The sequence below is a fragment of the Neobacillus sp. BP17 genome, assembly GCF_059579525.1.
Map to the genome: position 1 here is coordinate 1511852 of NZ_CM184198.1, position 12974 is coordinate 1524825.

Here is a 12974-nt window from a genome sequence, read left to right on the forward strand (position 1 = left end):
GCTTTTTTAAATTCTACCTCTTCTTACGGCCTAACCCCATAGCGTTTTCCATTTTCTTCAAAGTCTTATTAGCCACTAAGTTTGCTTTTTCTGCACCTTCATCCAATATACGGTCAAGTTCGGGTGAATCAAGTAATTCATAGTATCTTTCTTGTATTGGTGTAAAGAAGTTGACAACGACATCGGCTAGGTCACTTTTAAAATCACCGTAGCCTTTCCCTTCGTACATTCCTTCAATTTCAGAAATAGTTTTTCCACCCAAGATAGAGTAAATTGATAATAGGTTTGATATACCAGGTTTGTTTTCTTTATCGAATTTAACAATCCCTTCAGAATCTGTCACAGCACTCTTGATTTTTTTCACCATTTGCTTCGGATCATCTAAAGGTGTGATATTAGCTTTTTGGTTTGGATCGGATTTGCTCATTTTTTTCGTTGGTTCTTGCAGAGACATAATTCTTGCACCAACCTTAGGAATACTTATTTCAGGAATAGTTAAAATGTCTCTGTATTTTTTATTAAAACGTTCTGCTAAGTCACGAGTTAATTCCATATGCTGCTTCTGATCTTCGCCAACAGGAACTAAATCTGTATTATATAGAAGAATATCGGCTGCCATAAGAGGAGGGTAAGTTAATAAACTTGCCTGTACTGCCTCTTTCCCTGTGGATTTATCTTTGAATTGAGTCATTCTTTCTAATTCTCCGATATAGGCTACACACTGCATCAACCATCCCGCTTGAGCATGAGCAGGAACCTCCGACTGAACAAACAATGTGGCTTTGTTTGGATCAATTCCAACTGCTAGATACAATGCAGCTAAACTTCGGATATTTTTCCGCAGAATTCCTGGGTCCTGCGGAACGGTAATGGCATGCTGGTCTACGATACAAAAAAAGCAATTGTATTCGTTTTGCATTTCTACAAATTGTTTCAACGCTCCAATATAGTTACCGAGTGTTATCGTTCCACTTGGCTGAATACCAGAAAAAATCGTTTTCATAATCATTTCCTCCTAAAAAATATATAAAAAAACCATTCATCCCCTAAAACGAATAGGGACGAATGGTTCGCGGTACCACCCTAAATTACTCAAAAAAGAGTCACTCATTGCTAAAACCATCTCGAAGACAATTTAGCCACCTTTTAACGCAAGGTTACGTCTAATCCTACTTATATATAACATAGAAATAATTTGTTCAGATAGAGGCTCCAAAGTCCATTCCGTATTTATTCGTGTTTGTTTCCACCACCCACAAACTCTCTGATCCGAATGTAAATACGTACTACTCTTTATCATCGCCTTTTAAGCAACTATACAATTGTACTTATTATAATGAAACGAATAATTATTTTCAAGTCAGTTAAAAATAATATATGACCAGGGCAATAAGCATAAACAGTCCATTAATAAGCCCGTAAAAAGCTAAGGGCTTTTGGTTGAATGTAACAAGTTCTGATAAAGGAGGTATTTCATCAAATCGTCTTTTATTATGACCTCTTTGAAACGCAAAACTGAAAGATTTTGAAATGACGTCATAAAAGCCTGAATGGATAGTATAAACAAGCAAGGAAGTAAGCAAGAGTCCTGCTGAAAAATAAAAAGATATATTGATATAGCTTAACAAGGACACTTTGTGATTATTAATAAAAGAAATAAAAATAATCACTAGTTGTATGAATGCTATAATTAGGAGTTTTTTCTTAAGTTGATAATTCACTAAATAACCTCCAAAAGATTGATTTAATAGGGGTTTACTTAAGTATATTATATTAAAAATCCGTATAAGTCTAAATTATAACATAGGAAAATGTAATGATAACGTAAAGAATGTTTCTGAACTGTAAATAAACTTCAAAAAAATAATGTACAATTTCTAGAAAATATGTATAATAGAGAATGTAGTAATTTTTCAGAATAATAGAAAAGGGAGGTCTACTAGTGAAGAAATCAAAACTTTCACTACTATTAGTACTATCACTAGTTCTCAGCATGTTCCTTGCAGCATGTTCGGGCGGAAACAAGAATGAAGGTTCGTCCAAAAATGAAGGCGATAATAAAGCCGGCACTGAAGAAACCCAATTAGCAGATGAGCAAGTTCTAAATGTTCTTGAGTCTGCAGAAATTCCTTCAATGGACAGCGTAATGTCTCAAGACGTATTGAGCTTCACAATGTTAAATGCTACAAACGAAGGTTTATATCGTTTAGATCCAGACCAAAAAGTTATTCCTGGCGTTGCTGAAGCAGCACCAACTTATAATGATGATAAATCTGTTATCACAATTAAATTAAAACAAGATACAAAATGGTCAAATGGTGACCCTGTAACTGCACATGACTTTGTATTTGCATGGCAACGTGCAATTGATCCTAAAGTTGCTGCTCCATACGGTGCATACTTCATGGAAGGCAAAATTAAAAATGCATCTGAAATTGTTGCTGGAAAAGCAAAACTTGATGATTTAGGTATTAAAGCAGTAGATGATTATACTTTGGAAATTACATTAGTAAGACCACTTCCATACATCGAATCTTACTTAACTTTCCCATTGTTCTTCCCACAAAACAAAAAGTTTGTTGAAGCGGAAGGCGATAACTATGCGAAAGATGCAACACACCTACTTTACAATGGTCCGTTTAAAATGACTAAATGGGATGGTCCAACAGGAACTGAGTGGGTATTAGAAAAGAATGCTGATTATGTAAATGCAAAGGACGTTACTTTAGAGAAAATTAACTTTAACGTTTCTAAAGATCCACAAGCATCTGCAAACGCGTATACTGCTGGTGAAGCTGATATCACACCAAAACTTGCACAAGCGGCAATTCTTTCACAATTTGAAGGACAAAAAGATTTACTTCGCTATCAAGAACCATCAATCTGGTGGTTAAAAATGAACGAAAAGAACCCAGCATTAAAGAATGTTAATATCCGTAAAGCAATTGCTTTAACTGTTGACAAAAAAGCTTTAACTGAAGATGTATTAGCAAACGGATCCATCCCTGCTGATTTCTTAGTTCCAAAAGGATTCTCTTTTGACACAAATAATAAAGACTTCCGTGAAACTACAGGAACTTACTTAAGCACTAACAAAGAAGAAGCTAAAAAGCTTTGGGAACAAGGTCTTAAAGAAACAGGACTTAAAGAAGTTAAGTTTACTTATGTTGGTCAAGATACTGAAACTTCAAAAGTAACTGATGCATTCGTTAAAGATCAGTTAGAGAAAAACTTACCAGGATTAAAAATTACAATCGAAGCAGTTCCTTTCAAAATTCGTATCGCTCGTGAAGATGCTGAAGATTATGATTTATTAATGGGTGGTTGGGGACCTGACTACGCTGACCCAATGACTTATATGGATCTTTGGATTACTAACGGCGGACAAAACCACATGAGCTATAGCAATCCTGAATTTGATAAGTTAATCAAATCAGCTAGTGAAGAACTTGTAGCTAAGCCACAAGATCGTTGGAAAGCTCTTCAAGATGCAGAAAAAATCTTGTTAGAAGATGATGCGGCTATTGCACCATTATACCAACGTTCAGTGAACCTATTAATCAATCCTAAGGTTCAAGGTTTTGCTCACCATGCATTTGGTCCTGACTATAGTTACCAGTGGATTAAAATCACAAAATAGTAACTATAACTAATCAAATAAAAAGAGAGTATATTTACCAATATACTCTCTTTTTACCTGTGTTAGAATTGTCGTAAGATGTCGAAAATTCAAAATAATTAGGAGGTGTAGGCATGGTCAAATATATACTAAAACGTGTTGGCTATATGATTATTACACTTTTTATTGTAACATCGCTTACCTTTTTCCTCATGAAGCTAATTCCAGGTAGTCCTTTTAATAACTTCGAAAAGCTATCTGAAGTTCAGCGAAATATTTTGCTGGATAAATATGGCTTGAACGACCCCCTGCCTGTTCAATATTTTAACTATATGATGAACTTGGTAAAAGGGGATTTAGGAGTTTCCTTCCAATTTGATAATACCCCTGTGACAGAACTTATTGCTAATCGCCTTGGACCTTCTGCACAATTAGGTTTTCAAGCAATGGTTGTAGGCTCAATTTTAGGTATTTTATTAGGTGTAATTGCTGCTCTAAAGCAAAACACTTGGATAGATTACGGTTCTACTTTTATCGCAGTAGTTGGTAAATCAATCCCATCATTTATTTTTGCTGGATTAATGCAGTATTATATTTCGGTAAAGTTAGGCTGGCTTCCAGTAATGTTATGGAAAGGACCTGAATATACAATTCTTCCTACTATTGCACTAGCGATGTTTCCAATCTCGATTGCAGCGCGTTTTATGCGTACTGAAATGGTTGAAGTATTAGGGTCTGATTATATAACTTTGGCGAGAGCTAAAGGTGCGAGCCGCTGGCAGATTAGCTTTAAGCATGCTTTAAGAAATGCGTTAATACCTGTAGTTACTGTTTTAGGGCCATTAGCTGTTAGTTTAATGACTGGCTCACTTGTTATTGAGCAAATTTTTGGAATCCCAGGAATTGGTGAGCAGTTCGTTAAATCTATTAATATGAATGATTACCCCGTTATTATGGGTACTAACATTTTATTTGCGGTCCTATTTATCGTAGTAATCTTAATTGTTGATATTCTTTATGGAATCATCGACCCACGTATTCGTGTATCGGGGGGGAAAACTAAATGAGCAACAAAGACATAACAATTTCAAAGGATATGTTTGCTCCTGTCCATATTGATCCATCAAAAAGTGAAAAGATTGCCAAACCAAGTTTGAATTTCTGGCAAGATTCATGGCTAAGAGTCAGGAAAAATAAAGGTGCTGTAGTCAGCATGGTCATTCTAGTTATAATGATATTAATGGCCTTTGTTGGTCCAATGATTACGCCATATTCTTACGATACGCAAAACACAAAACATAATAATTTACCACCGCGAATTCAAGGTTTAGAAGATGTTCACTGGCTTCCTTTTGATGGAACATTGTCAAGAAGAGATGGTACTGTTTATAACGCGTATGAAGTTCGTAAAGTGGATGCCTATTATTGGTTCGGTACGGATAATTTAGGCCGAGATCAATTTGCACGTGTTTGGAAAGGTACACAAGTATCGTTATTTATCGCTTTTATGGCTGCTTTAATCGATATGGCTATTGGGGTTGCATATGGAGCCATATCGGGTTATCTAGGTGGACGAATAGATAGTGTAATGCAGAGGATTATCGAGGTTATTGTGGGTATTCCGAACCTGATTGTTGTTGTATTGATGATACTCGTGTTAAAACCAGGTATTATCCCAATTATTATTGCCTTAACCATTACAGGATGGACTAGTATGGCTCGTGTGGTACGTGCGCAAGTATTAAAATTTAAAGGTCAAGAATTTGTACTTGCTGCAAAAACCTTAGGTGCGTCAAATTCGTCTATCATTTTTAAACACATGATTCCAAATATGTTTGGAGTAATTATTATTAATACGATGTTTTCTATCCCGAATGCCATTTTCTTCGAAGCATTTTTAAGTTTTATCGGGTTAGGATTACAGGAACCTCATGCATCTCTTGGAACATTAGTAAATGCAGGATTTAAATCGATGATTGCTTTTCCTTATCAAATGATTATTCCTTCCATTATGATTGCGTTAATCATGGTATGCTTCAACCTTGTTGCAGACGGATTACGTGATGCATTGGATCCAAAAATGCGTGATTAGAAGGCAGGTGGATGTAAATGGAGAAAATTTTAGAAGTTAAAGACTTAAATATATCGTTTCATACTTTTTCAGGAGAAGTTAAAGCTATCCGTGGCGTAAGTTTTGATTTATATAATGGTGAAACCTTAGCTATTGTAGGTGAATCTGGTTCAGGTAAATCTGTAACCACGAAATCAATCATGCGGTTACTTCCTGAGCACAATTCAGAGATTAAAGGCGGACAGATTTTATTTGGTGGTAAGGATTTAACAAAATTAAAAGATAAAGACATGCAAAAAATCCGTGGAAAAGATATATCAATGATTTTTCAGGATCCGATGACATCTTTAAATCCAACTATGAAAATTGGCAACCAGATTATGGAACCACTTATTAAGCACCAAAACATGAGCAGACACGCAGCAAAGGAAAGAGCAATTGAATTATTAAAGCTAGTTGGTATTCCTAAGGCGGAGTTACGTGTGGATCAATATCCGCATCAGTTCTCTGGTGGTATGAGACAAAGGGTTGTTATCGCTATTGCTTTGGCATGTAACCCGAAAGTACTCATTGCGGATGAACCTACAACTGCACTTGACGTAACCATTCAAGCACAAATTCTTGAATTAATGAAAGATTTGCAAAAGAAAATTGATACATCAATTATTTTTATTACACACGATCTCGGTGTGGTGGCAAATGTAGCTGACCGTGTTGCTGTTATGTACGGAGGAAAAATAGTTGAAATTGGGACTGCTGATGAGATTTTCTATAATCCAAAGCATCCGTATACATGGGGATTAATTAGTTCGATGCCTGATATGGATACCCAAGATGATGAACTATTCTCTATTCCGGGAACACCACCAGATTTATTAGATCCACCAAAAGGGGATGCGTTTGCACCACGTAATCCATTTGTAATGAAGATAGATTTAGAGCAAGAACCACCGTTCTTCAAAGTGTCGGATACGCATTATGCTGCAACATGGCTGCTGCATCCAGATGCACCAAAAGTCGAACCGCCAGCTGCTGTTCTAAGACGGCAAAATCAATTTTCTGGTAATGCTGATTTAGTCAAAGTTGGAAATGCTGGTCAAGCTTCATTCCCTGAAAATAAGGAGGGGAAATAAATGGCTGTAAATGAAAAATTACTTGAGATCAAAAATCTCAAGCAATATTTTAATGAAGGTAAAACAAATGAAGTAAAAGCTGTTGATAATGTATCCTTTGATATTTATAAAGGTGAAGTAATGGGCCTTGTTGGTGAGTCAGGCTGTGGTAAATCCACAACAGGACGTACAATTATCCGTTTGTATGATGCTACTGGTGGAGAAGTTTTATACGATGGAGTAAATGTTCATGGGAAAAAATCAAAGAAACAATTAAAAGAATTCAACCGAAAAATGCAAATGATCTTTCAAGACCCTTATGCATCTTTAAATCCTAGATTAAAAATAGCAGATGTTATTGCCGAGGGAATTGATATTCATGGTTTAGCAAAGTCTAAGGAAGACAGGATGGAGCAAGTATATGAGCTCCTAGAAACCGTGGGCTTGAATAGAGAGCATGCAAACCGTTATCCACATGAGTTTAGTGGTGGTCAGCGTCAACGGATTGGAATTGCACGTGCCCTTGCTGTTCAACCTGAATTTATAATTGCTGATGAACCGATTTCAGCACTGGATGTTTCTATCCAAGCTCAGGTTGTAAACCTGATGAGAAAACTGCAAAAAGAGAAGAGCTTGACCTATCTGTTTATTGCTCATGATCTTTCTATGGTTAAATATATTAGTGATCGGATCGGTGTTATGTATTTTGGTAAAATGGTCGAGCTTGCATCTGCGGATGATCTCTATAAAAACCCACTTCATCCTTATACACAATCACTTTTATCAGCAATTCCATCACCAGATCCAATCAGTGAACGGACTCGTAAACGGAAATCGTATGACCCGGCAAGTCATAATTACGATCCTAATGAACCAGTGGAATTTAGAGAAGTTACACCTGGTCACTTTGTATTATGTTCTGAGAAAGAATTCAAACAATACCAAGCACAATCTAGATAATCATAAAAAAACGATCTCGCTTTTGAGATCGTTTTTTTTTACCTGTTAATGGCAATATTTAAGGGTTCTTATTTCCGATTTCCCCCAACTGTTTTCCATCCAGTCTGGTATTTGGCACTTTCATCAACAAATTCACTTCGATTTTTACCACCGAATACCTTCTCACCAAAACTGTTCGTAATAACACCCATTAAGGCTGTGATTCCTACAATTAATAAAGCAACAATCGTTAAATCCAATATGTATGAGCCCATGGTAATAACCCCTCCATTAATTAGATATTTGTGGTGCAAATTTAATATCCCTTCTTTATTGTAAAAGAACTTACCGTTGATTTAAAGAGGAAATTAAATTACATCGACAAGTTTTCAATAATCAAATGAATGCGTTTTCATTTCGATTTTATAATTGAGAATAGATTTAAGGTTTAATTCTCTTGAAAGTAGGGTAACTCAATCTTATAAGTAATTTATTTCATGAAGACCCTCGTTTTATCAATTATTGTAGGCGAACATTATAACAGATGAATAATTATGAGTGCAAAAATACAGATAAATTAATTAAAAAAATGAAACTTTTAGGTGAATTATTCGTCTAATATAGTATAATCGAAATTTTTGAATGTTTTGCTCTAACAATATTTTTTGGAAAAAGGGATACCCTTTTAAGAAACAGTGGTGTATAATCAATGATATAAATTACTTATTTATAATTATTATTGAAATTGGTATTACCTGATTATAACCAAATCGTTTGATTCAATATAATGGATATTAAATAATAGTCTCAATTAAAAGAGGAGTGTGAAGATCGAATGGTAACACTATACACTTCACCAAGTTGTACATCATGTAGAAAAGCAAAATCGTGGTTAGAAGAACATGAAATTCCATACACAGAGAGAAATATTTTCTCAGAACCATTAACCATGGAAGAGATTAAAGAGATTCTTCGAATGACCGAAGATGGTACCGATGAAATTATTTCTACTAGATCAAAGACATTTCAAAAATTAGACGTTAACCTGGATGCCATGCCGTTACAAGATTTATTTGGGTTAATCAAAGAAAATCCAGGGCTATTACGACGCCCGATCATCATTGATGAAAAGCGATTACAGGTTGGGTATAATGAGGATGAAATCAGACGGTTCCTTCCAAGAAGAGTCAGAACGTTCCAGCTGCGCGAAGCACAGCGAATGGTTAATTAAATAAATAGGCCTTCATTTAGGAGGTCTTTTTTTGTATTTAAAAATTATAGGTTATTATTTGTAGTTTCAGTGTGACTTTGCTACAATAAAAAGAATATCGTACTGCTAATTTTAGGCATTATCACGGTTTTTAGATTTTAGCCTTTTTTATTTCCCTTATTAGTACTTTTATCATAAAATAAAGTACACGAGTATTTACTTTTAGCCCTTTGATAATTCTTTTAGATATAAGTAAATGCTAAGGCAGTATCTGCTTGGGGGTATTTAGTCCCTTCAATCTGGCAAACGGAAGGGAGAGGTTTAGATGGAGATTGAACGCATTAATGAAAATACAGTAAAATTTTACATTTCATATGGTGATATAGAAGAACGAGGCTTTGACCGTGAGGAAATCTGGTACAATCGGGAACGAAGTGAAGAACTCTTTTGGGAAATGATGGATGAAGTTCATGATGAAGAAGAGTTTGTTATTGAAGGCCCTCTATGGATCCAAGTTCAAGCACTTGATAAAGGTTTAGAAATCCTGGTTACTAAAGCACAACTATCAAAGGATGGTCAAAAGTTTGAATTACCCATTCCAAATGACAAACTAAAAGATCTTCCGGTTGATGATCACATTGATGAGATTCTGGATCATCATTTCAATCCTAATCATACAGATGAGGAAGATATATTGCATGAGGAAGAGACCTTAGAATTCCTTATCGGTTTTAGAGATTTTGAGGATGTCATTAGTTTATCTAATCGGGCAGGTTTAGATGACTTAGTCACAAGGCTTTATCATTTTGAGGGGAAATATTATCTATTTACAGAATTTCCTGAAGACTTATTTGAAGAAGATGAAATTGATGATATATTAAGTATTTTGCTTGAATACGGTTTTGAGACACAACTTACGATACATCGAATTCAAGAGTATGGGAAAGAGATAATTTCTGATAATGTTTTTGTTGAATTACGAAAACATTTCCGCTAACTAATGAACCGATTTCAATTTTGAAATCGGTATTTTTAGCATTAATTATTTTGGAAATAAATTCTGGCAGGTGAGGACACTGAAAAACACGGTAAGGGTTATTCTATTTTTGTTGGTATTATCCATACTTTGGTTTTTCTTTAAGGATCGTTTAGCTAGTGGAATATTTGGAATCCTGAGTGTACTTGTTACACTGTCGGTCATATTCATAGGCTTTGTAATTTTCCTTGAAAACCGCCGCCATCCAACACAAACGATTACATGGTTAGTCGTATTAGGGAGCTTTCCGTTGGTTGGTTTTATTTTTTACCTCCTCTTTGGAAGAAACTATCGTAAGGAAAAGATGTTTAGAAAAAAATATTTCCTAGATAAGCAAGCTTTTTTGACTGTCGAAGGGGAAGAAGATCCGAGAAATGACGAAAAACTTAGTTTAATGGGTGAACATCAAGGGAAATTATTTAACTTGGCTCAAAAACTAGGGAATAGCCCAATCTCCTTTGACACTGCTACAAAAATATTAACAAACGGTGAGGAAACCTTTCAGCATATTATTGAGCAATTAAAAAAGGCTAGACATCATATCCATCTGGAATATTATATTGTTCGTCACGATCATATTGGGCAGGAAATTAAAAATCTACTGATTGAGAAAGCCCATCAAGGTGTTAAGGTACGTTTTTTATATGACGCAGTGGGTTCTTGGCAGCTTTCAAAATCTTATATTAGTGAACTCAAAAATGAGGGGATTGAAATGGTCACGTTTGGACCTGTAAAACTCCCGTTTTTAAATAATAAATTTAATTTCCGTAATCACCGTAAAATGATCATCATTGATGGAAATATCGGCTTTGTAGGCGGGCTAAATATTGGAGATGAATATCTGGGGAGAAATAAACAGATAGGGTTCTGGCGTGATACTCATCTAATGCTTCGAGGAGAGGCAGTAAGAACGCTGCAGTTAATTTTTTTACAAGACTGGTATTATATGACCAATCACAGTTTCTTAACGGCCGAATACCTATCACCTCAAATTAATCATGAAAGTCATGGCGGGGTACAGCTCATTGCTGGAGGACCGGATAATGAGTGGAGTGTGATTAAGAATATTTTTTTCTCCATGATTGCAAGTGCAGAGAAATCAGTTTGGATTGCCTCCCCTTATTTTATTCCTGATGAAGACATTTTTTCAGCTATAAAAGTAGCTGCACTTAGTGGCATTGATGTACGACTTCTTGTACCAAATAAACCGGATAAACGGATTGTCTTTCATGCTTCAAGGTCTTACTTTCCAGAACTTTTGGACGCAGGAGTTAAAGTTTATGAATATGAGCGGGGGTTTATGCACAGTAAGATTGTCATTGTTGATTATGAATTGGCCTCGATTGGTACATCCAATATGGATATGAGAAGTTTTCATTTAAATTTCGAGGTAAATGCTTTCTTATTCCGTACAAATAGCACACAACAGCTCGTTGAGGAATATTTAAATGACCTTGAATTTTCCAAACAATTGGATAAAGAAACCTTTGATGGCAGACATCTTGGTTTTAAGGTACTGGAATCGACGGCGAGACTACTTTCGCCGTTACTCTAAACTAAAAAAAAACTCGTCAATTGGCGAGTTTTTTTTTATGCTTTAAAAGGTTTTTATCGAATTTTGACGAATTTAGATAGAGAAAGGAGGAGTGGAATAATTGTTAACGGCTCAAACAAAAATGGGTGAATGTATCTGTCTTGGCCTTGATTACAAAAAAGATTTTCTTTTAGAACTTCGCAGTAAGGAAGAATTTTTTTGCCCTATTTGTGGGGAAAGCGTATTGCTCAAATTAGGCGATCAGCGCATATTTCATTTTGCCCATAAGCAAGGCGGAGTTTGTCATGATTTTTATGAGAATGAATCTATTTATCACATGGAAGGGAAACGTCAACTGTATCAGTGGCTGGTGAAACAAAAGATCCCTTCAATATTAGAGTACTATGATAAAGAGATTCAGCAGAGACCTGATATAATGTTCAAGTTTAATGGAGAGAAATTTGCATTAGAGTATCAATGTTCAACGATTCCAGAAAGTAAACTTATCAAAAGGACCAATTCATATCTTCAAAACGGATATCATCCCATATGGATTATATCTAGCAGCCAAATCCATACGAAAAGAAATAATATGGTTACTTTGTCCAACTTTCAATACCTATTTTTAAGAACATCTACTGCAGGAATGTTTTATATACCTTCCTATTGCCCTGAAAAACAGCAATTTCATTTTATTGGATCCATTTCCCCTTACTCGATAAAAAATGCATTTGCTCATCATACTTTTTATCCAATACGAAAAATGAACATGAATGAATTATTAGAACCAAAGATCAACAAACAAATAGATTTTTCTAGTTGGAACAAGCAAATTGAAAAATTTCTTCTTAATTGGACCTTACATCCTAGTAAACAGCATCATTCATTTCTCCATGAAATTTATAAAAGAAACCTTAATCTCTTCCTGCTACCACCTGAAATTGGCCTTCCAATCCCTCATTCGTTAGTCATTCAAACTTCACCGATTATATGGCAAACCTACTTATTTATTGATTGTATTGACAACAAAAATATTGGTGATTTAATAACGCTGCAGGAAGTATCCTTCCATTTCAATAAAAGGATTCGTAGAAAAGAAATTGTCTTAAGAAATTTACCACAGGTTAAAACAGGGAAATCGTTATATGTGATACTTGATTACCTTTTATTGTTAGAGCAATTAGGTATTATTTCGAAAATGGGAGCAAGCACATTTCAATTGAAACAGAAAATATTTATTCCTAGGACAAATCGCGAAAAAGAAGAAGTGAAGGTTTTATTTTTTCAAAAATACCAGCGTTTCCTATCGAATAGATAAATGAAAACTAATATAAGGGCATACTATAAAAGGTGTAAATAGTTTCCTTTCTGTGAATTGCTAAAAGGAGATTGGAAAGATAAGGAGAATACTATGTAATGATACTTCCTATCACAGGTAAATATAGAATGGAGG

The 12974-nt window shown here is 35.1% G+C and carries 12 protein-coding genes and 1 other annotated feature; of the genes, 9 read left to right on the forward strand and 3 right to left on the reverse strand.

Features of this window, described 5'->3' with window-relative positions; all coding sequences use genetic code 11:
• Positions 1-13 precede the first annotated feature (13 nt).
• Both trpS and AC4QJR_RS07235 read right to left on the reverse strand, forming a co-directional pair.
• Positions 14-1006 (reverse strand): tryptophan--tRNA ligase, encoded by a 993-nt coding sequence (gene trpS, locus AC4QJR_RS07230; protein WP_251456755.1) that lies wholly within the window; start codon positions 1004-1006, stop codon positions 14-16.
• Between the two features lie 48 nt (positions 1007-1054).
• Positions 1055-1309: a binding site (T-box leader), on the reverse strand.
• Between the two features lie 55 nt (positions 1310-1364).
• The gene (locus AC4QJR_RS07235; RefSeq protein WP_098572448.1) at positions 1365-1721 is read right to left on the reverse strand and encodes a DUF3899 domain-containing protein; all 357 of its coding nucleotides are present in this window, start codon (positions 1719-1721) and stop codon (positions 1365-1367) included.
• Positions 1722-1942: 221 nt separating this feature from the next.
• On the opposite strand from AC4QJR_RS07235, the gene AC4QJR_RS07240 reads away from it, so the two are divergent.
• The 5 genes from AC4QJR_RS07240 (at position 1943) to AC4QJR_RS07260 (ending at position 7762) form a co-directional block, all read left to right on the forward strand.
• Complete coding sequence (locus AC4QJR_RS07240; protein WP_496525769.1) at positions 1943-3640, forward strand: peptide ABC transporter substrate-binding protein; 1698 nt, start codon at positions 1943-1945, stop codon at positions 3638-3640.
• A 113-nt stretch (positions 3641-3753) separates the two neighbouring features.
• Positions 3754-4686, forward strand: a complete 933-nt coding sequence (gene opp3b, locus AC4QJR_RS07245) for an oligopeptide ABC transporter permease (protein ID WP_098572450.1) — start codon at positions 3754-3756, stop codon at positions 4684-4686.
• Positions 4683-5711 carry an oligopeptide ABC transporter permease gene (gene opp3C / locus AC4QJR_RS07250; RefSeq protein WP_098572451.1) on the forward strand — a complete coding sequence of 343 codons (1029 nt, stop codon included), beginning with the start codon at positions 4683-4685 and terminating at the stop codon, positions 5709-5711. The genes opp3b and opp3C overlap by 4 nt, the downstream gene beginning before the upstream one ends.
• A 17-nt stretch (positions 5712-5728) precedes the next feature.
• Positions 5729-6823, forward strand: a complete 1095-nt coding sequence (locus AC4QJR_RS07255) for an ABC transporter ATP-binding protein (protein ID WP_098572452.1) — start codon at positions 5729-5731, stop codon at positions 6821-6823.
• The gene (locus AC4QJR_RS07260; RefSeq protein WP_251456455.1) at positions 6824-7762 is read left to right on the forward strand and encodes an ABC transporter ATP-binding protein; all 939 of its coding nucleotides are present in this window, start codon (positions 6824-6826) and stop codon (positions 7760-7762) included.
• A 68-nt stretch (positions 7763-7830) separates the two neighbouring features.
• On the opposite strand, the gene AC4QJR_RS07265 is transcribed toward AC4QJR_RS07260, so the two are convergent.
• Positions 7831-8016: a hypothetical protein gene (locus tag AC4QJR_RS07265; RefSeq protein ID WP_026566142.1), complete on the reverse strand. Its 186-nt coding sequence runs from the start codon at positions 8014-8016 to the stop codon at positions 7831-7833.
• A gap of 560 nt (positions 8017-8576) precedes the next feature.
• On the opposite strand from AC4QJR_RS07265, the gene spxA reads away from it, so the two are divergent.
• The 4 genes from spxA (at position 8577) to AC4QJR_RS07285 (ending at position 12839) form a co-directional block, all read left to right on the forward strand.
• A complete protein-coding gene (gene spxA / locus AC4QJR_RS07270; protein ID WP_026566143.1) occupies positions 8577-8972 on the forward strand; it encodes a transcriptional regulator SpxA in 396 nt (131 codons plus the stop codon).
• 304 nt (positions 8973-9276) lie between these two features.
• The gene (gene mecA / locus AC4QJR_RS07275; protein ID WP_098572454.1) at positions 9277-9948 is read left to right on the forward strand and encodes an adaptor protein MecA; all 672 of its coding nucleotides are present in this window, start codon (positions 9277-9279) and stop codon (positions 9946-9948) included.
• Between the two features lie 79 nt (positions 9949-10027).
• On the forward strand, positions 10028-11542 hold the full coding sequence (gene cls, locus AC4QJR_RS07280; RefSeq protein ID WP_496526632.1) for a cardiolipin synthase: 1515 nt from the start codon (positions 10028-10030) through the stop codon (positions 11540-11542).
• Positions 11543-11642: 100 nt separating this feature from the next.
• Positions 11643-12839 (forward strand): competence protein CoiA, encoded by a 1197-nt coding sequence (locus AC4QJR_RS07285; RefSeq protein ID WP_496525770.1) that lies wholly within the window; start codon positions 11643-11645, stop codon positions 12837-12839.
• Positions 12840-12974 lie beyond the last annotated feature (135 nt).

Excerpts from the sequence above, each read along its gene's own strand:
- AC4QJR_RS07260 (WP_251456455.1), top strand. The coding sequence starts at position 6,824 with ATGGCTGTAAATGAAAAATTACTTGAGATCAAAAATCTCAAGCAATAT.
- AC4QJR_RS07265 (WP_026566142.1), bottom strand. The coding sequence starts at position 8,016 with ATGGGCTCATACATATTGGATTTAACGATTGTTGCTTTATTAATTGTA.
- mecA (WP_098572454.1), top strand. The coding sequence starts at position 9,277 with ATGGAGATTGAACGCATTAATGAAAATACAGTAAAATTTTACATTTCA.
- opp3C (WP_098572451.1), top strand. The coding sequence starts at position 4,683 with ATGAGCAACAAAGACATAACAATTTCAAAGGATATGTTTGCTCCTGTC.
- spxA (WP_026566143.1), top strand. The coding sequence starts at position 8,577 with ATGGTAACACTATACACTTCACCAAGTTGTACATCATGTAGAAAAGCA.
- AC4QJR_RS07255 (WP_098572452.1), top strand. The coding sequence starts at position 5,729 with ATGGAGAAAATTTTAGAAGTTAAAGACTTAAATATATCGTTTCATACT.
- opp3b (WP_098572450.1), top strand. The coding sequence starts at position 3,754 with ATGGTCAAATATATACTAAAACGTGTTGGCTATATGATTATTACACTT.